We start from the raw sequence: 22,624 nt of genomic DNA, 5'->3' as shown, positions 1-22,624 counted from the left end.
ACCAGCTCTCCTTCTTATTTGAAAATGGATGAAAAACGCGCATTATCCGTAACAATTCTTTTGCTCATTACCCGAAACGGGGCGTTCAGACTCAAATCCGGGACGAAACGAAAACGTACGGCAGGTAAAACGGGGTTTTTGTAACTTTTTGGCGGCAGGCTCCGTTTAAGGGGAGAATGACCGGAAAATCGGGAGGAGAGAAGAACCTGAGATGCGAAGATCCGTCATGATGTCGGTTGTCCTGCTGCTGATTCTGGTGTCTGTAAACCTGTATGTGCCGTCCGGAAAAGCGCTGGCTTGCAGCTGCTCCATTCCGGCAGCGGCGGACCTGGCGACAGAGCAAGCCGCGGCCGTTCTGACCGGAACGGTGCTTGGGATCGAAAAGTTCAAAGACGGCCGGAACGAAGCCTATGACCGCAGGAAGTCCTAACGCAAGCGAATGAAGAAACGGGTAACAATAGAGGATGGATCGGAGTACTGACCGGGATTGTACTGCTTGCGGCTGCTTTCGGAGTGTGGCAATGGCGGAAGCGGGGCAAAAGAGCCCGGGAATGAACACGAAAAGAATGAACGCGAAAAGAATGAACACGAAAAGCAGCCTGCGGTTCGATCGCTTGAGATCGTGGTCGCCCGGCAGAAAAAGCGGCATCGGGAAGGAGCTTACAAGGATGCACAACCAAATGGACCCTCACAAGAAACAGGCAGCGCCGCGGGAACGCCCGACTGTCGATCAGGGCGGCAGCCGCGAGCCGTCGTACCGGATACGCCCCGCGACAGCAGAAGATCTTCCTTTTCTATGGGACATGCTGTTCGAGTCGTTGTATGTACAAGAAGGCGCGGAGCCGTTCGACCGTTCGATTCTCGAACAGCCGTCCATGCGCAAATACGCGGAAGACTGGGGCCGGGCCGGCGATTTCGGCGTGATTGCCGAAGCGCCGGACGGGACGCCGCTCGGTTCGGCGACAGCCCGTTATTTCGGCGCGGACAACCGGGGCTACGGTTATGTCGCGCCGGACGTACCGGAGCTCGGGATGGCGCTGCTGCCGGGCAGTCGGGGCCAAGGCATCGGGACGGCGCTGCTGGAGCGTCTGCTGGACGGACTGCGGGAGCGGGGCGCGCGGCGGGCATCGCTGAGCGTCGATCCGGGCAACGAATCCGCGATGAAGCTGTACCGCCGCTTCGGCTTCGAAGAAGTCGGCCGGGAAGGGACGTCGATCACGCTGATGGCGAGCTTGGGAAAAGAAGGCGCAGACCCGACTCCGTCCGAAGCTTTATCTTCGGCGGGCGAGGCAGGTACGGCAAATGCGGCAGAGAGGTACGCGGCGCCTGGCGAAGCGGAGCTTGAACGCGACCCGCTGATCGTCAGCCTGCGCCCCGAGCCTTACGCCCGGATGCTCGCGGGCACGAAGAAGCATGAATTTCGGCGGCGCTTCGCAGGCCGGCCGGCCGGCGCGTACCTGTACGTATCCGCGCCGGTCGGAGCGATCGCCGCCTACGCGCAATTCGGCCGCCCGATTGCGGGCACGCCGGAAGAGCTGGCCGCGCTCGCGGAGCGCGACGAGCCAGGCTCGTACGCGCAGACGCTGGCGTATTTCGACGGCACGAAGCGCGGCTTCGCCGTGCCGATTCTGGCGGTGCGGCCGATCGCTCCGCTGCCGCTGGCCGACATGCGCGGGACGTTCGGCTTCCCGCCGCCGCGTTCGTATCGGCGCCTAGACGCGGCGTCCGCGCTGGGCCGCGAACTGGCCGAAAGGCTGGCCGCCGCCGGCGAAGGACCGGAACCCGGGTAAGCGAAGCGCAGAGCAGAATGAGCAGCCTAAGAAACGACAGCATAAGCCGCACAAGCAGCGACAGCACAAGAGAAGAGGCCTTGCGAACATGGACGATTTCACGAAGCGACGGATCGAGAAAATCATGCGGCATTATATGGAGAGCGCCGCCGAGGAGCAGCTGCGCAACCGGCGCAGCATCGGCTATTCGCTGGAAGGCGACGAAGTGATGCTGATCGAGCAGCGTCCGTCCAAAGACGGCGCCGGCTGGATCGAGCTGCCGGTCGCTCAGTTCCGGCTCGACGCCGGCGGATGGAACGTCTACGGCATGGACAGCGGCGGCCGCTGGCGCCCGGTGCCGGAGATTCCGCCAAGCGACGATTTCCAGGCGTAGCTGAACCGCGTGGCCGCCAACGACCTGGGCATTTTTTAACGAAAAAGGAGGCTTAATTAGGATGAAATACGCCGAACAATTCCGCACGCTGCAAGAGACGCTCGTACCGGATAGCGGCCAGGCGCCGACCGTGCAGGGCGAACTGATCCGCTCGGTCGCCCGCCTGCACGAAGAAGCCGAACAAAACGGCAACGCGAACTGGGACGAAGGGTACGAGCTGTTCGCCGATTTTATCGAGAAGACGTTCCACGCGCAGCGCATGGCCGATCCCGTGTTCAGGGAGCGGGTCGAGACGATCATCAATCGTATCCGGCAGCCGAAGATCGCGTATCTGGATTATGAATCGTTCCACGAATTGAGCGATCACGCGGTGCAATGGTGCCGGCTCCATCCCGAGCCGATTCCGAATCCGCACGATCCGAGGCAGTACCGCTGAACCGGCGCTGCTGACCGGGTACCGCCGATCGCGGCCGAAGGCGAGGAAATGCTCGGGAACGCTCCGAAAACGCGCCTCGGCGCGAAGCAGGCAGGCCGGACAAGCGTCCGGTTTTTTTTATATCCAGAACGAAAATAACGCTTTCAAAAAAAGAGTTGAAACGTTTCCAATTTGGTGCTATCATACGCCTAAAGAGAGAAAAAGTAGGTGGAGAAACAAATGTCGAGTGTCAAGGATGTCGCTCAGTTGGCCGGCGTCGCGGTCGGAACCGTTTCGCGCGTCATCAACAACTCGGGTGCCGTCAAGCCCGAGACGAGAAGAAAAGTCGAAGAAGCGATTCGTACGCTGCAGTACGTGCCGAACGAAGTCGCGCGCAATTTCAAAATGCAAAAATCGAAGACGGTCGCGCTGCTGCTTCCGAGTATCTGGCATCCGTTCTTCTCGGAACTCGCTTATTACATCGAGGACGAACTGGATCTGGCGGGCTTCAAGCTTATGCTGTGCAACAGCGGCGGACGCCCGGAGAAAGAACTGTATTACCTGGAGATGCTTCAGCAGAACAAGGTGGCCGGCATCGTGGGCATCACGTACAACGACGTCGAACATATGGTACGCACCGATATTCCGATCGTCAGTATCGACCGGCATTTCGACAAGACCATCACCTGCGTCACGTCCGACAATTACGAAGGCGGCCGGTTGGCGCTGCGGGAACTGGTCAAGGCCGGTTCGACCAAGCCCGCTTTTATGGGTTCGCGCACCGAGCTGTTCAGCGAGACGATGAACCGCCGCGACGGCTTCGCGGACGAAGCCGAGGCGCTTGGCGTTGAATACGTCATTTACGAGAAGCCTGATCCGGTCGTCGACGAAGACGCGTATTACGAAGAGTTCCTCGAACGTCACCGCGATATCGACGGCGTGTTCGCGATTACGGACATGTTCGCCGCCAAATATATCGAACGCGCCAAAAAGTTGGGTATCCGGGTGCCCGAAGACGTGCGCGTAATCGGATACGACGGCATTCAGGACCACGCCTATTTCCATCCCGTGCTGTCGACCATTCGCCAGCCCGTCGAAGAGATGGCCCGCATGACGATCCAACTGCTGTTCAAGAAAATCGAAGGCACCGAAATCGAACAGGAAACGTATCGCCTGCCCGTTACGTTCAGACCCGGAGAAACGACGTAACGGAAGGCCTGTTTTTTAGCCAGTTTTGGAAACGTTTCAAATTTAAATTGGAAACGTTTCAATTCTACATAAACGTTGGGTGAACAGAAAGGGAGAATGAGGATGATATCAAGACAAAGCTTGACCGGACGCTCGGAAGTCAAAGCGAAACGAAACGTCTGGAGCCGGATCAAAAGGGATTACCAACTGTATCTGTTCTTGCTTCCAATCGTGGCGATCTATCTGGTGTTCCGGTACTACCCGATGTATGGCGTGCAGATCGCGTTCAAGGATTTCTCGCCCAGCCAGGGCATCTGGGGCAGCGAATGGGTCGGATTCAAGCATTTTGCCGACTTTTTCGGCGCGTACAACTTCTGGCAGATCATGGAGAACACGCTGCTGCTGAGCTTTCTCTCGCTGCTGTTCAGTTTTCCGGCTCCGATCCTTATCGCCCTGCTGCTGAACCAGATGATGGCGAAGAAGTACAAGAGCTTCGTCCAGACCGTCATCTACGCGCCGCACTTTATTTCCACCGTCGTGCTGGTCGGCATGCTGGGCGTGTTCCTGTCTCCCAATAGGGGCATCGTCAACCATGTCATTACGTGGTTCGGCGGCCAGCCGATCCTGTTCATGGCCGACGCCGGCTGGTTCCGCCCGCTGTACATTCTGTCCGGCATCTGGCAGGAGACGGGGTTTGCCACCATCATCTACCTGGCCTCGCTTGCCGGCGTCAATCCCGAACTTCACGAAGCGGCGATCATGGACGGAGCAAGCAAATGGAAAAGAGTGCTGAACGTCGATATCCCGAGCATCCTGCCGACGATCGTCATTCTGCTCATTCTGGCGCTCGGCAACGTGATGAGCATCGGGTTCGAGAAAGCGTTCCTTATGCAGAGCGATCTCAACTACTCCGCTTCGAACATCATTCCGACTTACGTGTACGAGACGGGCATTCAGAAAGCGCAGTACAGTTTCTCGACCGCCGTGGGCCTGTTCAACTCGGCAATCAACATTATCCTCATCTTCGCCGTTAACCGCATTGCCAAAAAATTGACGGAAACCAGTCTTTGGTAGGAGGAAGCCCCATGAACTTATTGACGAAAAGAAAAACGAAAGGCGATTTCTGGTTCGACGTCGTCAACTACTCGCTGCTGACGATCGTCATGCTGCTCGTGCTGTTCCCGCTGTACTTCGTCCTGATCGCGTCGTTCAGCGACCCGAACCTGATCTACTCCGGCGAAGTATGGCTGTTCCCGAAAGGATTCACGCTAGAAGGCTACGAGCGTATCTTCCAGGACGCGGCGATCTGGACGGGCTACGCCAATTCGCTGCTCTACGCTTCGGTCGGGACGTTTATCGGCGTGGCGGTGACGCTGTGCGCGGCTTATCCGCTTGCGCGCAAAGACCTCTACGGCAAAACGGCGATCATGTGGTTCCTGCTCGTGACGATGTTCTTCAGCGGCGGACTCATTCCGACGTATCTGCTGATCAAGGACCTGAACATGCTCGACAGCCTGTGGGCGCTCGTGCTGCCGGGAGCCGGGGCGGTCTTCAACGTCATCATCGTCCGCACTTTCTTCCAGTCTTCGATCCCGGACGAGATGTGGGAAGCCGCCTCGATCGACGGCTGCTCCAACGCCCGCTTTTTCTGGAGTATGGTGCTGCCGCTGTCCAAGTCTATCGTCGCGGTCATGGTGCTGTATCACGTCGTCGGGTTCTGGAACGGATTTTTCGACGCCATGATCTATTTGAGCGACGAGCAGAAATATCCGCTGCAGCTCGTGCTGCGCAACATCCTCGTCCAGAACCAGGTGAATTCCAGCATGATGATCGACGTGGAATCGTACGCGGCCAAGCTGCGGGTGACCGAGCTGATCAAGTACGGCGTCATCATCGTGGCCAGCCTGCCGCTGCTCGCCCTGTATCCGTTCCTGCAAAAATATTTCGTCAAAGGCGTCATGATCGGCTCGATCAAAGGCTGATCGCGGATTCGATTTCGCTCGGGGAGGGATGCCGGAAGCAGCACGAACCCGCGGTCTGCGGGCAGCGACACCCATTCATTCAACGAACCTAAGGGGGTTACGAAAGATGTCCAGAAAATTGTGGAAAAAACCGGCTTGGAAAAGTGCGAGCGTGCTGATGCTGACGAGCGTGATGGTGCTGGGCGGATGCGGCGGCGGCGCTCAGGAAGACCATGTGGGCAAAGCCGACCAGGACGACAACTTCAACGCGACCGGGCTGCCGATCGTCGACGACACGATCACGCTGAAGATGGTGTCGCAGAAGTCGGCGCTGGCGCCGGATTACGGCGAAATGGAAATTTTCAAAAAATTGCAGGACAGCACCCATGTTCAGGTCGAGTGGAACAACATCCCGGACACCGATTTTGCGGAAAAGAAAAACTTGCTGTTCGCCAGCGGAGACATTCCCGATGCGTTCTACAGCGCCGGCCTGTCCGACTACGAACTCGTGAATTACGGCAAAGACGGCACGCTGCTTCCGCTGGAAGACTTGATCGAGCAGTATGCGCCGAACCTCAAAGCTTTATTGGAAAAGCGTCCGGATATCCGCGCGAACATCACGGCGCCCGACGGGCATATTTACGGCCTGCCTTCCTGGGAAGAGAACGATCTCGGCTCCAATCCGTTTTTCCACGCGATCAACAAGACCTGGCTCGACAAGCTCGGCCTCAAGGTGCCGCAGACGCTCGACGAATATACGCAGGCGCTGCAGGCGTTCAAGACGCAGGACCCGAACGGCAACGGCAAAGCGGACGAACTTCCGCTCAGCTTCATGCATATGCAGTGGTGCATGGATATCGGCGGCCTCTTCGGCGCTTTCGGCATGCCGGATAACATGGAGCACCGGATCGTACGCGACGGCAAAGTCATCTTCACCGCCAATCAGCCGGAATACAAGGAAGCGCTTAAGTACGTGCACGACAACTGGTACGCCAAAGGGCTGATCGATCCCGAATCGTTCACCCAGGATGCCGCCCAGTATTTGGCCAAAGGCAAATCGCCGGACGAGACGCTCGGTTCCTTCGTCTGGTGGGAAGTCGCGGAGATGACCGGGGCGGAGCGCGCCGACGATTACGTGCTGCTGCCACCGCTGACCGGACCGGACGGCGATCGCACGATCGGCCGGGGCAACGGCGGCGGGCCGGCACGGGGCGCGTTCTCGATCACGAAAGAGAATCAGTATCCGGAAGCGACGATGCGCTGGATCGACGAGCAGTACGAGCCTTACATGGCTGCGCAGGTCCATTGGGGGCCGCTTGGCGTCGTGTTCGAGAAAGATGCCGCAGGCAAGCTCGTGAATCTGCCGCTTCCGGAAGGCACGAATGCCGGCGAATTCCGTCAGACCGTGGCCGTAGGGGCAGGCGCGCCGGGCGTCATCACGAAGGAAGACCTCGGCGTGGTCGTCGATCTCGAACCGCGGGCGCAGCAGCGTATGGACGATCTGGAGAAATACTACATGCCTTATATGGAAAAAGAAAATTATCCGAGCCTCTTCTTCGAACCGGACGAGTTGGACACGATCAACCGTATTGAGCCCGAGCTGCTGAAATACGTCAACACGCAGCGCGGCAAGTTTATCGTCGACGGCGGCGCGGACGAGGAATGGGACGCTTATGTGCAGACGCTGGAGAAAATGGGACTGAACGAATTGATGGAAATTTACCAAACGGGCCTCGACCGCTATAACGCTTCCCTGAAGCAGTAAAGCGGAGACAGGCAGGAAGCCATATCCAAAATAGAGACAGGTGGGAGAAACCATGCTTGATTTTACCGCAATCGGAGAAGTACTGATCGATTTTGCGCCGTCCGGGGAACCGGACGGCAAACTCCCGACGTTTACGGGCAATCCGGGAGGCGCCCCGGCGAACGCGGCCGCGGCGCTGGCCCGGCTGGGACATCCTTCGGCGCTGATCGCCTGCGTGGGCAACGACGCGTTCGGCGCCCTGCTGCGCGACACTTTGCGCGAATGCGGCATCGACGTCTCCGACGTCCGCGTGACGGACGAAGCGAATACGACGTTGGCGTTCGTGCATCTGGACGAAGACGGCGACCGTTCGTTCAGCTTCTACCGCAAGCCCGGCGCGGACATGATGCTGACCGAAGATGATCTGCCGGCGGATCTGATCGAACGCAGCCGCATCCTGCATTTCGGCTCCGTGACGCTGACGCACGAACCGGCCCGCAGCGCGACGAAAGCGGCGGTCGAACGCGCGCGCGCCGCGGGAGCGACGATCACATTCGATCCGAACGTGCGGCTTGATCTGTGGACGGACGAAGCGGCGGCGCGGGAGCAGATCCGGTGGGGACTGGAGCGGGCCGACATCGTCAAAGTGTCGGAAGAAGAAGTGCTGTTCCTGACCGGCATCGCCGGCGTCGAACGCGGAGCGGCGAAGCTGCGGGAACAATTCGCCGGACGGCTGCTCGTCGTCACGCTCGGAGAACGCGGCTGTTATTACGAAGCCGGCGGCAGTTCCGGGTACGTGCGCGGCTACGAAGTGGACGTCGTCAATACGACCGGGGCGGGCGACGCGTTCTTCGGCTGCCTGCTGCATGCCCTGCTGGAATACGGCCTCGATTCGCTGCCGGCAGAGACCGAACTGCGCCGGGCGCTTGCGTTCGCCAACGCCGGCGGCGCGCTGGTCACGACCCGGCCCGGCGCGCTGCGGGCGATGCCTGCCGCCGAAGAAGCGGCGGAGCTGATGGAGCGCGCCGCGCCGCATGATTATACGGAAAATTTCCGTCCGCAGTTCCATTTCACGCCCGAGTGGCATTGGATGAACGATCCGAACGGGCTCGTCTTCTATGAAGGCGAATACCATCTGTTCTACCAGCATCATCCGCATTCGAGCGTCTGGGGACCGATGCATTGGGGACATGCGATCAGCCGCGACCTGATCCGCTGGGAGCATCGCCCTATCGCTCTGCTGCCCGACGAGCACGGCTTCATCTTCTCCGGCTGCTGCGTCGTCGACCCTAACGACAGCAGCGGATGGTTCGGCGGCGGTTCCGGGCTGGTCGCTCTGTTTACCCATGCGTCCGACGATCCGGGCAGCGGACGTCCGGTGCAGCGCCAGAGCCTGGCCTACAGCCGCGACAAAGGCCGGACGTGGGAGAAATACGCCGGAAATCCGGTGCTGGAAGAAGCAGACTGCCCCGACTTCCGCGATCCGAAAGTGTTCTGGCACGCCGATACGGGCCGCTGGATCATGCTGCTGGCCGCCGGCGACCATATTCGCTTCTATCGGTCCGCCGATCTGAAGAGTTGGGAATTCGCCAGCGAATTCGGCCGCAGCGAAGGGTCCCATGACGGCGTCTGGGAATGTCCCGACCTGTTCGAACTTCCGGTCGAAGGCGGAGGCGGAAGCCGCTGGGTGATGATCGTCAGCATCGGCGACAACCCGGCCTGCCCGGAAGGCTCGCGCACGCAGTATTTCACCGGCCGCTTCGACGGTCTGTCGTTCGTCAACGACGCGCCGGCCGGGCGCGTGCTCTGGCTCGATCACGGCCGGGACAATTATGCGGGCGTCACATGGTCGGACGTCTCCGCGGAAGACGGGCGCCGCTTGTTCATCGGCTGGATGAGCAACTGGAAATACGCCAATATTACGCCGACCGAAGGCTGGCGCAGCGCAATGACGCTGCCGAGGACGCTGTCGCTGCGGGCCGGAGCGGAGCAGCCGGAGCTGGTGCAGCTTCCGGTGCGCGAAGTCGAGAGTCTGCGCGAAGCGACGGAGACGGCGTCCGGCGCGGTGCTTGCGCCGGGTTCGGCGCTGCGTATGGAAGCGGGAGCGGGGCTGATCGAGATCGAGGCGGAGATCGGGACCGGGTCCGCGGAAGAGATCTCGATCTCGTTCCGGTCCGGCGAATCGGGCGAGACGACGATCGGATACGAACCGCAGCGCGAATGGCTGTATATCGACCGGACGCATTCGGGCGTGACGGAGTTCCATGAAGCGTTCGCCTGCCGGCACGGCGTTCGGGCCCGGAGCGAAGACGGGCGGCTCAAGCTGCGGATCTGGCTCGACCGGAGTTCGGTCGAAGTGTTCGCGGACGGCGGAGCGGCCGTGCTGACCGACCAGATCTTCCCGTCGGCCCCGGTAGACGGGATCGAATTCCGGGCGCGGGGCGGGGAAGTCCGCTTCGAACGTCTGAACGTGCACCGGCTGGGATCGGCGTACGCCGAACCGGCGGCGCACACGATCGAAGAAGGGAGCTTGTCCCGATGAGCGATCTCCTACGCATCAATAACAGCGACAACAACGACAACGGCCTGCTGCTGCATTGGCCGTTCGACGAAGGCAGCGGACCGGTCGCGGTCGAACGCTTGTCCGGCCGAGCCGATTCCGTCGAACACGTGCTGCGGAATCCGCCGTTCGCCGAGGCGCGCGATCCGCAGTGGCGCACCGGGCCGGGCGGCGAAGCACGCGGCAGCCTGCTGTTTGACGGATACTCGACATTTATCGCGCATCCGATCGGGACGGACGAAGCGATCGAACGCGCAGACGGCCTGTCCGCGCTGAGCGTCGGCGCATGGATCGCTCCACGTTCGTACGAGCACGGCGACCCTCGGCATCCGGCCGCGATCGCGGCGCGCTGCGACCGGGACGCGGGACGCGGATTTCTGCTCGGAACGTCCAGTCACGGCTCCTGGACGTTCCAGTTCGGGCTGAGCGACGGCCGCTGGATCGAACTCTGGGCGCCGGACGAAGCCCGGCTGCCCAAAGGGCAATGGTCGCATGCCTACGGCGTGTTCGACGGGGAAGCGGGCACGGCGAAGCTGTACCTGAACGGCCGGGAAGCCGCTTCGCTTCCGGTGCCGCAGGGCTCGCGCCTGAGGCCGGCTTCCGGTACGGAGCTGTGGATCGGGCGCCATCCGCAGGGGGTGCGGTTTGCCCGGGCGTTCGAACGGCAGCGCTTCGCCGGCCTGCTCGGCGGACTGCGGATCTACGGCCGGGCGCTTGCCGAAGCGGAGATCGCCGAGGCTTACGCCGGCGTGCGCCGCGCCTGCGGCGGAAATCATCCGCCGCTTGGGAGCGGGCAGATCCGGCTGGACCGGTCGGCTCTGGCGTCGGATCGGCATCGCCCGCAGTATCACGCCCATCCGCCGGCGCACTGGATGAACGAGCCGCATGCGCCCGTATACTTCGAAGGCAAATACCATTTGTTTTACCAGCACAATCCGCAGGGTCCTTTTTTCCATCATCTGCATTGGGGACATTGGATCAGCGAAGATCTGGTGCATTGGCGGGACCTGCCGGTCGCGCTGGCGCCGGAAGACGACGGACTCGCTGCCGACGGCATCTGGTCGGGCAGCGCTTCGTACGACGCCGACGGCCTGCCCGTGCTGTTCTTCACGGCCGGCCATACCCAGGCTTCGCCGGATCAAAGCGTGGCGCTGGCGCGCAGCACGTATGCCGAAGACGGGGACGCCGAGCTGGTTCGCTGGACCAAACATCCGGAGCCGCTGATCGTGCAGCAGCCGGATCAGGGACGGTTCGGCGATTTCCGGGACCCGTTCGTATGGCGGGAAGGCGATCGCTGGTACGCGCTGGTCGGCTCTGGCACGGCGGAAGGCGGCGGGACCGCTTACGCCTACGTCTCGACGGACCTGCTGAACTGGACGTACAAAGGGCCGTTCTACATAGCGGACATGGAGCGCTCTCCTTATCTCGGCCCGATCTGGGAACTGCCGGTGCTGCTGCCGCTCGGCCGGGACGCGGGCGGCGCGGAGAAGCATCTGCTGCTGATTAGCCCGGTCGGCGCCGGAGCGGACGTCGAAGTGTTCTACTGGATCGGGACGCTGGACCGCGAATCGCTGTCGTTCGTGCCGGACGACGAAGAACCGCAGCTGATCGACGTCGGCGATTTCCATTTTACCGGGCCGAGCGGCATGGTCGATCCGAAGACCGGCCGCTTGATCGTCTTCACGATCGCGCAGGGCGATCGCACGCCGGAGATGGAATACGCGTCGGGCTGGGCGCATAACGCGGGGCTTCCGCTGCAGGTATGGCTGCGCGAAGACGGCAGGCTCGGCCTCGGGCCGATCGAAGAGCTGGAGAGTCTGCGCGGCGAGAAGCTGGCGGATCTCCGCGACGTCGGAGCGGACGAAGCGAACCGTCTGCTGTCCGGCATCGAAGGCGACATGCTGGAGATCAAGGTTGAACTGCGGGCGGACGGTGCGGACCGATGGGGGCTTGCGGTCAGACGTTCTCCGGGCGGCGAGGAAGAGACGACGCTGTTCTACGACAGCGCCGAATCGCGGCTTGGCGTCGACCGTTCGAAGACGACGCTCGACCCGCGCGAGCAGGGCGGCGGTGTGCAGAGCGGACGGCTGGATCTCGGCGGCGACACGCTCAAGCTGCATGTGTATCTGGACCGCTCGATGATCGAAGCGTACGCGAACGGATTGAAAAGCGTGACGACAAGGGCTTATCCGAGCCGAACCGATGCGCTTGGCGTGCAAGTATGGGGGAACGGCGGCGTGCAGGTGACGTCGCTGGAAATTTGGGAAATGCGGTCGATTTGGGAAGTCGGCTGAAGCGTACGCAGACAGAAGTTCGAGCTTAACGCGAAGGAGGTCCGATATGGCGCAGGAATTTTTCTACCGTCCCGAACAGGCATGGGTCGGCGATGTCATTCCTTATTACGAAGACGGGGAGTTTAAGTTGTTCTACCTGCACGGCTGGAGGGAGAATCACCGGGAAGGGCTGGACCACGGGTGGCATCTGCTCGGCACGACCGATTTCGTGCGGTACGACGAACGCGGAGCGTGCGGCATCGAAGGCGGGACCGGGCATGTGCTCAAGGTCGACGGGACCTACCATATGTTCTACTGCGTCTTCCCCGAAGGCAGGCAGTTGGTCTGCCATGCGGTCAGCACCGACCTGAAGCATTGGGAGAAGCTGCCCGAAGAGACGTTCGGGCCGGACGGAGAGATCTACGAAATGGCGGACTGGCGCGATCCGTTCGTGTTCTGGAACGAGGAAGAAGGCTGTTACTGGATGCTGGTCGCCGCGTTGGCCGCAGGGACGACAGCCCGCAAAGGCTGCGTCGGGCTGCTGACGTCCGCGGATCTCAAGCATTGGGAATATCAACCGCCGCTGTACGCGCCGAAGCTGCATGTCGGCGCGCACGAATGCCCGGAGTTGTTCCGGATCGGGGAATGGTGGTATCTGGTCTACTCTTCGTATACGGGCCGCTTCGGCACTTTTTACCGGATGAGCCGGTCGCCGCGAGGCCCCTGGCTCTCGCCGCGCGAAGAAGCGTTCGACGGCCGCGCTTATTACGCGGCCAAGTCGGCATCCGACGGAACGAAGCGGTATCTGTTCGGCTGGAATCCGACCAAGCGCGACGACCTGTTCGGCTGGAATCCTCCGCAGGCGGCGGGACAGGATTACGATACGTGGGATTGGGGCGGCAATCTGGTCGTGCACGAGATTTTCCAACGGCCCGACGGCACGCTCGGCACGCGGGTGCCCGAGTCGATCGACGCGGCGTTCTCCGTGCCCGTACCGGCTTCGTTCTCCGGCCTTGAGGGAGAGTGGACGGAGACCGGCGGAGGCGATGCCGGAGGTCCGACGCTGACGTGCGGCGAACCTTACGCGTTCGCCGCCTGCGCCACGCGCGGCGAGCTGCCCGGGGTCTGCCGGATATCGGCCGACCTGAGCTTCTCGCCCGGCACGCAGGGCGCCGGCTTCATGCTGCGGACGCAGGGCAGCCTGGATGCCGCTTATTACGTGACGCTTGAGCCGCAGCGCGGCCGCGTCACGTTCCGCGGGCCGATCATGCAGTCGGAAGAAGGCGGGAAGACGTTTCCTTACGAAGTCGAACTGGAGCGTCCGTTCGATTACGAGCCGGGCGAAGCCGTCGGGATTCGTATTCTGATCGACGGCACGATCTGCGAAATCTACGTCGGCGGCCGGGTCGCGATGAGCGCCCGCATGTACGACATCGAACAAGGCCGGCTCGGTCTGTTCGTCAATCAGGGAGAAGCGGCGTTCGGGAATGTGCAGATTCATAAGCTAGGGTGATCCGAATCGAATGAAGGAGGTTCTCGAATGGGAAAATTCGCGTTCAACAAATCCCGAATGGCCAAAATGGTCATCGGAGCGATGCTGATCCAACTCGCGGTTCCCGGATTGTCGTCGTCGGCCGAACAAAGTTCCGGAGGCGCGGCCGCTTCAGACTCCCCGCAGACAGCCGCGGTGTCCGTCACCGATTCCGTCTATCAACCGGACAATACGGGCTTTGAGACGGGAGACCTGAGCGGCTGGACGGTCGTCGAAGGTCAAGCGTTCGGCCCGCAGAGCGTATCCGACGAGACGACCTGGTGGGCGGAGAACATTCCTTATGCCCAGGAAGGCAGCCATCACCTGAACGGCTGGAAAGCCGACGAAGCGGCCACCGGCACGCTTCGCTCCGGTACGTTCGAACTCGGCGGCAGCGGCTGGATCAGCTTCAAGCTCGGCGGCGCCAAGAACCCGGCCAAAGCCTATATCGACATCGTCGATGCCGATACGAAGCAGGTCATCGCCCGGTACGGCAATTCCGCCTTCTCGGACAAAGGCTTCCCGAATCCGGCTCAAGGGATGCGGCTGGCCAACATGGAGACGTACAAAGCGAATCTGTCCGATTATAAGGGCCGGCAGCTGTACATCGAGATCGTGGACCGCGCCGTGTCGGACTGGGGCGTGGTCTTCGCCGACGCGTTCTTCACGAATCACCCGGCGGAGCCGGCCGAAGGCGTGCTCGCGGCCGATATCAAGCCGGACTTCAAGCGGTATCAGATCCAGAATCCCGGCTTCGAGACCGGTGATCTGACCGGCTGGACCGTCACCGAAGGCGACGCGTTCGGACCGGGAAGCGTCTCTGACGAGAGCGTCTGGTGGGAAGAAGACATTCCTTATCAGCAGCAGGGAATCTATCACCTGAACGGCTGGAAAGCCGGCGAAGCGGCGACCGGCGTGCTGCGGTCGAGCGATTTCGAACTCGGCGGCAGCGGCTGGATCACGTTCCGGCTCGGCGGAGGCAAACATTCGGACCAGGCTTACATCAGTGTCCGCGACGCGGAGACGGGCAGCCTGATCGCCAGATACGGCAACGACGCATTCAGCGAAGACGGGTTCCCGGACCCGGCCCAGGGCATGCGGCTGGCGAACATGCAGATATACCGGGCCGACTTGTCCAGGTATATCGGCAGGAAGCTGCATCTCGAACTCGTCGATCGGGCCGTCTCGGATTGGGGCGTGCTGTTCGCCGACGCTTTCGATACGTTCCACGAAAGCCGGCCCGAAGACGGAGCGATCGCGGTCAACCTGATCCCGAGCGCGATCGGCAATCCCGGGTTCGAGACCGGCACTTTGGCCGGCTGGACCGTCGAAGGGAATGCTTTTGAAGTGAGCGACGAGGCGGCAGCCGGCAAAGAAGGCACTTTCTACGCCGCTTCTTCTGCGGAAGGCCAGGGTTCGATCACTTCCGGCGCGTTCACCCTGCAGGGCAGCGGAACGGTCGCGTTCAGCCTGATCGACGTCATGCGTCCGGAAGAAGCCTATGTCGCCCTGTACGAAGCGGGGACCGATACGCTGCTGGCCAGAACCGGCGCGGCCGAACCCGGCGGGAAGATCTCCTGGAACATGCAGAAGCATTACGGCAAAAGTCTGTATCTCAAAATCGTGGACGCGTCCGACCAAGCCCGCATTGCCGTCGATGCTTTTGAGACGAACGGGACAGGCAGCGTGTTCCATATGAAATTCGACGAAGGCACGGGCAAGGAGGCGCTTGAAGAAGTGCAGAACCGTCGGTACGACGTGCGCTACGTCTTCAACGCCGCGAGATACATGGATTCCAAAGACCCGAGATGGACGCCCCGCGGAGTCAAAGGCGGAGCGCTGCTCTTCGACGGCTATTCGAACGACGTGGAAGTTCCCGCGGCGGACACCGTTCCTGTCGGCGACGCGCTGACGATCGAAGCCTGGGTCGCTCCGCGCAGCTACGAATGGGGAGACGGCGGCAAGCTGTCCGCTATCGTGAACCAGTCCGACGCGGACAAGGCGGAAGGTTTTGCCCTGGGCATGTACCGGCACGGCACCTGGTCCGCGCAGATGGGCATCGGGGGACAGTGGGTTCAGGTCTGGGTAAAAGATCATCCGCTGGAAAAGTACGCCTGGAACTACGTGGCCGCGACGTTCGACAAGCAGGCAGGCAAAATCAAACTGTACCTGAACGGCGAGGAAGTGGCTTCGCAGGATACGCCCGCGAACGTCCCGATCACCGCGTCTTCCGCGAGCCTGCTGATCGGCAAAAACAACAAGCCCGTAGAGCTTGCGGGCCTGTTCTCTTACAACATGTTCAGCGGACTGATCGACGAAGTGAAATTGCAGAACCGCGCGCTCGGCGCCGCGGAGATTCGCGCCGAATACGACAGCGTGAAGACGCTGCACGGCGGCAGCATTCCGCAAATTCCGAGAGGCGATATCGACGAGGACCCTGCGGTCTTCGACGGGGACCAACATCGTCCGCAGTACCATGCGATGCCTCCGCAGAACTGGATGAACGAAGCGCACGCGCCGATCTATTACAACGGCAAATACCATCTGTTCTACCAGCATAATCCGCAGGGCCCGTACTGGCATCAGATCCATTGGGGCCATTGGGTCAGCGACGACATGGTCCACTGGGAGAACGTGCGGCCGGCGCTTGCGCCCGAAGCGGGTTCGCTGGACCCCGACGGCGCGTGGTCGGGCAGCGCCGCGTACGACCGCTCCGGCAATCCGGTGCTGTTCTACACGGCCGGCAACGACGCATTGTCGCCCAACCAGCGGACGGGACTGGCTACTCCGGCCGATTTGACCGATCCCGATCTGGAAAAATGGAACAAGCATCCGGTGCCGGTCACCGAGCAAGGCGGCAATGGTATCCCGAACGAGTTCAGGGACCCGTTCGTCTGGTACGACCAAGAGACGGACAAATGGTACCAACTGGTCACTTCCGGCCTGAAAGACTTCAGCAGCGGAACGGCCTTGGTCTACGTGTCCGACGACATGTACAATTGGGAATACAAAGGTCCGCTGTATACGAGCGACCGAAGCCTGTACCCGGAACTCGGCACGGTATGGGAACTGCCGGTGCTGCTTCCGCTCGGCACAGACAGCACCGGCAAAGAAAAGTATATTTTCATGGTGAATCCGCACGAGAAGCCGGAACAGGTTCCGCCGGCGAACGACGTGCAGCGGGACGTTGAAGTCTTCTACTGGATCGGCACGTGGGACCGCGACAATTTCAGGTTCGTCCCCGACCGGGACGCGCCGTCCAAACTCGACGTGGGCGACGGTTATTTGACGGCGGAGAGCGGCATGGTGACGCCCGACGGCAGAACGGTCGTCTTCTCCATGGTGCAGAACGTCAGAACGCCGCAGGCCGAATACCAGGCGGGATGGGCGCACAATCTGGCGCTGCCGATCTCGCTGAGCCTCGACGATCAAGACGAGCTGCGTATCGAGCCGATCGCGGAACTGCAAAGCCTGCGGGCGGACAAGCTGGTCGACCTGAGCAACGAAAGTCTGGCGGACGCCAACCGGTCGATCAAGGACGTCAAAGGCGACATGCTGGAAATCGTCATGGAGATCGATCCGGGCGAAGCGCAGCAGTTCGGGCTCAAGGTGCGCCGTTCCGACAACGGCGAAGAAGAGACGCTGATCTATTACGACAAAGCGGACTCGACGTTCAACGTGGACCGGACCCGAAGCAGTATCGATCCGGACGTGCGGGTGGACGGCGTTCAGGGCGGGTACGTGGACCTGGACGGCGAAAATCTCAAGCTGCACGTGTTCCTGGATCGATCGGTCGTCGAAGCGTTTGCCAACGACAAGAAAAAGCTGACGACGCGCGTCTACGTCGGCCGGTACGATTCGCTCGGGCTGCAGGTCTGGGGCGATCAGGACATTACGGTCAAGTCGATGGAAGTGTGGAACATGAACGCTTTGACGGGCAAAGCGGCGGCTCCGGTCGACGTGCCCGCCGATTGGGACAATTCCGCTTATCCCGGCTTGACGGAACTGCCCAATCACGATTTTGCCACGGGGGACCTGACCGGCTGGATCGCGGAAGGCGAAGCTTTCCAGAATGTCCATGTGACCGATGAAGCGTTCTTCTGGGACACGATCTACTTCAATCCGTCGCACAAGATTCCCGGCGGTTATCATCTGTGGGGCTTCAACGAAGCCGCGGGCGGCGACCGCTTGACGGGAACGCTGAAATCGCAAAATTTCGTGCTCGGCGGGAACGGCCGAATCGATTTCCTCGTCAGCGGCGGACGCGATCCGGACAAGCTGTACGTCGCGCTTGTCCGGGCCTCGGACGGGCAGGAGCTGTTCAAGGAAACGGCGACGAATTACGAAGAGTACCAGCGCAAAATTTGGGACGCTTCGGCCTACGTGGGTGAACAACTTTACTTGAAAGTGGTGGATCAATCGGCCGGCGGGTTCGGGCATATCAACGTCGACGATTTCAACGTGCCGGTCCAGGGAAGTGCTCCCGTTGATCCGGGAGAGCCGACCGGTCCGTCGGAACCGGCGGAGCCGGGACAACCGACCGATCCGGGTAATCCGTCCGTTCCGGTCAACCCAACCAATCCGAACGATCCGGGCGCTGCACCCGCTGCGCCCGCTTCGGGGCCGAACGTCGTTTCTCCGGCCGGTTCCTTGAACGTCACGGATAAGCCGCTTGAGCCCGGCAGCTTGTCGTTCAGGCTTCAACCGGGGCAGCGTCAGCTGCTCTTCCCGGCCGACCTGGCCGCGAACGGCGGGGAAAATGCCCTGAAGATCGTCCGGGGCGCAGTGGAGATCGATATTCCGGCGGACGTTCTGATGCAGCTGCGGCCGCTGATTCCGGCTGCGGCATGGGGACAAGCCCGAATCTCCGTCGAACTGGATGTGCTGCCCGCCGATGTGCGCCGGGCGTAGCTTGAACGCGCCGCAGGCCGCAGCCAAGCGGAGATCGCCGCTGCGGGCGAAATATTCGATTTCGAATTGTCGGTCGTTCAAGCCGACGGTACCGTTCGCCCGCTGAAGGCGTTCTCGAAGCCGGTCACGCTCCGGCTGCGCGCCGACGGGAATTCGCCGCAGAAGCCGGACGGCATCTACGCGATCGCCGAAAACGGAAGCCTTGAGTATATGGGCGGCACGCAGACGGACAGCGGATGGACGGCGCAGGTGGACCGCTCCGGCCGGTACGGCCTCCTGCGTTACGACAAGTCATTCGACGACGTGCCGGCTTCGTATTGGGCGCATGAAGCGATCCGGCGCATGGCCGCCAGGCAAATCGTGCAGGGATTCGACGGGGCGTCGTTTGCGCCCAAGCGCGACGTGACCCGGGCCGAATTCGCCGCGCTGATCGCCCGGGCACTGGACCTGGATTCGGCGAAGCCGAATCCGTTCAGGGACATCGATGCCCGCCGGGCTTATGCGCCTGCGATTGCCGCCGTATTCGAAGCGGGAATCGCAGGCGGCCGAAGCCGGGATACGTTCGGTCCGGAAGACACGCTGAGCCGGGAAGAAATGGCGGTCATGCTCATGAACGCCTATCGATTCCGGGCAGGCCGCGAAGCGTCCTCGGCAGGGAAACGTGCCGATTTCAAAGACGTCGATGACGTCGGCAAGTGGGCGCAAGAATCCGTCTCCGCCGCGAAGAACCTCGGACTGATGCAGGGTCGGGGAGGAGACCGGTTCATGCCGCAGGCGACGGTAAGCCGTGCGGAGACGGCGCAGGCCGTCTCGCTGCTGCTCGACAAAACCGCTCCCTGAAAAACCGAGCCCTGCAAAAAGAGCATCCCGAACAACGAGAACTCCGACAATGCGAACTCCAACGATATGAGCTCTAACAATACGAACCCCAACAATAGGGGTTCGAAAAGCACGGCCCGTACCGGATCGGGCAAATTATCCGAATCGGACCGCGCCAAAAAAGGCATTCCGCTTGCAGATTCTTCTGCCTCGGAATGCCTTTTTCTTGTTCACGAAAATTCCGTTTCGCCGGATTCGGTCGTTTCTTCGGATTCTCCCGCTTCGTCCGATTTCCCGCGCGCTCTGTTCGCTTCGCGCTCTCCGTGCGGCCCGTTTTCCCCGTACTCTTTTCCGAAAGCTTCCATCTGCTCCAGAATCGGCAGCAGCCGAACGCCTTTTTCGGTCAGCGAATATTCGACTTTGGGCGGAACTTCCGGGTACACTTTCCGGTGCACGACGCCGTCTTTTTCCAGCTCTTTGAGCTGCTTGGTGAGCGAACCTTGCGACAGTCCGCCGAGAAAGTGCTGGATATCGCCGAAACGGCGGGTTCCGCTTTTGAGATACCAGAGAATGAAATATTTCCATCGGCCCGACAGGATGTTCTGCGTCAGGACGATTGCGTACAGGTCTTCTTTTTCTTCAATAAAGGCCGGCTCGAATCCGTTCAAACAGACTCTCATGGCGATCCCTCCCGATCCAAAGGTACAAAATTATGGACTATGCCTATTTAAATTGCCTTCTTTGCAAAGCAAAGCGCCGGACTTATGATAGGTTCACGCCGTCGAACGCAGCATGCGTTTTATATATTTAGTAGGCTAACTACCAGTGTAACAAATTTCAAAGGAGAAAAGAACCATGACCTCTCGCAAACAGATGCAGCTTGCTCTGCAAATGGTGTCCGGCTACGGCGCCGAATTCAGCGCCTGGCGTATGCCGGGCACCGATCCGGCGGCTTACGCCGACACGGACGCCTACGTACGGCGGGCGCAAATCGCCGAACAAGGCAAATTCCATATGATCTTTATCGCCGATACGCCGGCGCTGACCGTCGATCTCGGTCCGCAGACGCCGATGTTCCCGATGGACCCGATGCTGGCGCTGCTGGCGGTGGCCCGGGAGACGTCGCGCATCGGACTGGTCGCGACGCTGTCGACGACGTTCAACTACCCGTACTCGATCGCCCGCCAGTTCAAAGCGCTGGACGTTATCAGCCGCGGGCGCGTAGGCTGGAATGCGGTAACGACGTCCGAGCCGCTGGCCGCCGCCAATTTCGGGGCCCGGGTCGCCGGCCGCGAAGAACGTTATGCCCGCGCGCAGGAGAGTATCGAGATTGTGCAGGCGCTGTGGGGAAGCTGGGGAGAAAACGCCTGGAAGCTGGACGCGGAAGGCGGCGTTTTTGCCGACATGGATCAGGTTCGCCCGGTCAACCTGCAGGGCGAGTATTACGCGTCGCGCGGCCCTCTGCCGATCCCGCCGTCCGAGCAGGGACAGCCTGTTATTTTTCAGGCGGGCGGAGGCCGGGAAGGGCTGGAGCTGGCCGGCCGATACGCTTCGGGCGTCTACGCCAATCCGTACGATATCGAATCGGCCCGCGAGCACAGGCAGGCTATTCGGCAGAGCGCGGTCCGGTTCGGGCGCGATCCCGACGAAATCAAAATGTACGCGGGCTTCATGTTCTCGCTCGGCGCGACGGAAGAAGAAGCGCTGGAGCGGCGCAGGCAGCTGATGCGCTTCAATCCCGCGGAGATTCCGGGCCGGGTGAGCTATCTCGGCTCGATGGTCGGATTGCCGCTGTCGGTAAGCACCGTGGATATTCACGCGCCGCTGCCCGACGAGCTGCTGGCACAAGCGTACGCCAGTCCGCGCGACCCGCGTTCTCCGCGTGCGCTGCAGCTGCTCAAGCAGGGACTGTCCGTGCTTGACGTGCTGGCCCACGGCGTCATCAATTACCATCCGGTCGTTGCCGGCACCGCCGAGCAGGTCGCCGATTTTCTGCAGGAATGGTTCGAAGCCGGCGCCTGCGACGGATTCTCGGTCGTGCCGGACATCGCGCATGACGGCGTAGCCGATTTCGTGGAACAGGTCGTCCCGATCCTGCAGGAACGCGGCTTGTTCCATCGGGACTACGAAGGCGCGACGCTGCGCGAGAATATGGGCGTGCCGTACCAATACGGAGCGATGCAGCCCTGAACCTTGGCGCTCCCGTTTCCGTCCCTGTCCCCAATCACATTCAATAGAAAAGAGGAAAAGCATTGAATCCTACGATCGAACTGCTGCACAATCACGTATCCGTCCGTTCCTATGCCCCCGAACCGCTGACCGACGAGCAGCGGGAAGTTATTTTCCGGGCCGCCAACCAGACGTCGTCGTTCAGCCTGCTTCAAGCCGTCTCCATTATCCGCATCACGGACCCGGAGCTGCGCAAGCAGGTCAGAGCGCTGTGCGTGGATCAGCCGTATATCGAAGAAGCGGGCGAATTCTGGATTTTCTGCGCGGACTTCAACCGCAATCATCGCATCGCGCCAGACGTGGACCTGTCCTATATCGAATTCCTGTTGATCGGAGCGTTCGACGCGGGCCTGATGGCGCAAAACGCGCTGACGGCCGCCGAATCGCTTGGCCTCGGCGGCGTATACATCGGCGGGGTGCGCGCGAATATCGAAGCTCTGTCCGACCTGCTCGAACTGCCGGAATACACAATTCCGCTCGTCGGACTGTGCCTCGGCGTGCCGGCGGGAGAGAAAGCCGGCTTGAAGCCGAGACTGCCGCAGTCCATGGTGCTGTTCGAAGACCGGTACCGGACGCTGGACCGCGACGAACTGGCCGAATACGACCGAATCGTGCTGGATTATTACGAGCAGCGTCCGGTCAAAGCGCCTTTTACCGCCAAAAAGGTCAAAGGATGGAGCGATCACGTACAGGATCATCTGGAGCGGAGCATTTTGCCCGGCATGATGGACTACTTGAACAAGCAGGGCTTCGCCAGAAAATGAAGAGGCTGCGGCAAATTGACACCCCTTCCCGTCCATGATAAATTTAGCCTGCTAAATATCGGGAAA

The 22,624-nt window shown here is 61.2% G+C and carries 15 protein-coding genes and 1 pseudogene; 15 read left to right on the top strand and 1 reads right to left on the bottom strand.

Features of this window, described 5'->3' with window-relative positions; translation table 11 throughout:
- Window positions 1–211: 211 nt before the first annotated feature.
- The 13 genes from FFV09_RS05275 to FFV09_RS05215 all read left to right on the top strand — a co-directional run bounded on the left by FFV09_RS05275 (window position 212) and on the right by FFV09_RS05215 (window position 19,586).
- On the top strand, window positions 212–430 hold the full coding sequence (locus FFV09_RS05275; protein ID WP_141446734.1) for a hypothetical protein: 219 nt from the start codon (window positions 212–214) through the stop codon (window positions 428–430).
- Window positions 431–680: 250 nt separating this feature from the next.
- Window positions 681–1,790, top strand: coding sequence for a GNAT family N-acetyltransferase (locus FFV09_RS05270; protein WP_141446732.1), 1,110 nt, complete (start codon window positions 681–683; stop codon window positions 1,788–1,790).
- Between the two features lie 88 nt (window positions 1,791–1,878).
- On the top strand, window positions 1,879–2,163 hold the full coding sequence (locus FFV09_RS24065) for a DUF3024 domain-containing protein (protein ID WP_246098481.1): 285 nt from the start codon (window positions 1,879–1,881) through the stop codon (window positions 2,161–2,163).
- A gap of 61 nt (window positions 2,164–2,224) precedes the next feature.
- Window positions 2,225–2,599, top strand: coding sequence for a hypothetical protein (locus FFV09_RS05260; RefSeq protein WP_141446730.1), 375 nt, complete (start codon window positions 2,225–2,227; stop codon window positions 2,597–2,599).
- 219 nt (window positions 2,600–2,818) lie between these two features.
- Window positions 2,819–3,787, top strand: coding sequence for a LacI family DNA-binding transcriptional regulator (locus FFV09_RS05255; RefSeq protein WP_141446729.1), 969 nt, complete (start codon window positions 2,819–2,821; stop codon window positions 3,785–3,787).
- A 102-nt stretch (window positions 3,788–3,889) separates the two neighbouring features.
- A complete protein-coding gene (locus FFV09_RS05250; RefSeq protein WP_141446727.1) occupies window positions 3,890–4,840 on the top strand; it encodes an ABC transporter permease in 951 nt (316 codons plus the stop codon).
- Window positions 4,841–4,851: 11 nt separating this feature from the next.
- Window positions 4,852–5,748, top strand: a complete 897-nt coding sequence (locus tag FFV09_RS05245) for a carbohydrate ABC transporter permease (RefSeq protein WP_141446725.1) — start codon at window positions 4,852–4,854, stop codon at window positions 5,746–5,748.
- Between the two features lie 106 nt (window positions 5,749–5,854).
- The gene (locus FFV09_RS05240; protein WP_141446724.1) at window positions 5,855–7,492 is read left to right on the top strand and encodes an ABC transporter substrate-binding protein; all 1,638 of its coding nucleotides are present in this window, start codon (window positions 5,855–5,857) and stop codon (window positions 7,490–7,492) included.
- A 52-nt stretch (window positions 7,493–7,544) separates the two neighbouring features.
- Window positions 7,545–10,013 (top strand): PfkB family carbohydrate kinase, encoded by a 2,469-nt coding sequence (locus FFV09_RS05235; protein ID WP_141446722.1) that lies wholly within the window; start codon window positions 7,545–7,547, stop codon window positions 10,011–10,013.
- Window positions 10,010–12,325, top strand: a complete 2,316-nt coding sequence (locus tag FFV09_RS05230) for a GH32 C-terminal domain-containing protein (RefSeq protein WP_141446721.1) — start codon at window positions 10,010–10,012, stop codon at window positions 12,323–12,325. Before FFV09_RS05235 ends, FFV09_RS05230 begins: the two co-directional genes overlap by 4 nt.
- A gap of 46 nt (window positions 12,326–12,371) precedes the next feature.
- Window positions 12,372–13,817 carry a glycoside hydrolase family 32 protein gene (locus FFV09_RS05225; protein ID WP_141446719.1) on the top strand — a complete coding sequence of 482 codons (1,446 nt, stop codon included), beginning with the start codon at window positions 12,372–12,374 and terminating at the stop codon, window positions 13,815–13,817.
- A gap of 27 nt (window positions 13,818–13,844) precedes the next feature.
- Complete coding sequence (locus tag FFV09_RS05220) at window positions 13,845–18,746, top strand: GH32 C-terminal domain-containing protein (RefSeq protein ID WP_246098480.1); 4,902 nt, start codon at window positions 13,845–13,847, stop codon at window positions 18,744–18,746.
- Between the two features lie 66 nt (window positions 18,747–18,812).
- Window positions 18,813–19,586 (top strand): S-layer homology domain-containing protein, encoded by a 774-nt coding sequence (locus FFV09_RS05215; RefSeq protein ID WP_141446717.1) that lies wholly within the window; start codon window positions 18,813–18,815, stop codon window positions 19,584–19,586.
- A gap of 314 nt (window positions 19,587–19,900) precedes the next feature.
- On the opposite strand, the pseudogene FFV09_RS05210 reads toward FFV09_RS05215, so the two are convergent.
- Window positions 19,901–20,245, bottom strand: a pseudogene (locus FFV09_RS05210) (winged helix-turn-helix transcriptional regulator); the annotation flags it as partial.
- Between the two features lie 175 nt (window positions 20,246–20,420).
- On the opposite strand from FFV09_RS05210, the gene FFV09_RS05205 reads away from it, so the two are divergent.
- Entirely contained in the window at window positions 20,421–21,755 is a 1,335-nt protein-coding gene (locus tag FFV09_RS05205; RefSeq protein WP_141446714.1) for an NtaA/DmoA family FMN-dependent monooxygenase, read from the top strand.
- 62 nt (window positions 21,756–21,817) lie between these two features.
- Window positions 21,818–22,558 carry an oxygen-insensitive NADPH nitroreductase gene (gene nfsA, locus FFV09_RS05200; RefSeq protein WP_141446712.1) on the top strand — a complete coding sequence of 247 codons (741 nt, stop codon included), beginning with the start codon at window positions 21,818–21,820 and terminating at the stop codon, window positions 22,556–22,558.
- Window positions 22,559–22,624: the final 66 nt, after the last annotated feature.

The sequence above is a fragment of the Saccharibacillus brassicae genome, from assembly GCF_006542275.1.
In the GTDB taxonomy this organism is placed as follows: Bacteria; Bacillota; Bacilli; order Paenibacillales; family Paenibacillaceae; genus Saccharibacillus; species Saccharibacillus brassicae.
Note: the sequence above shows the minus strand (reverse complement) of the source record. Positions and strands in the feature narration are given on the sequence as shown.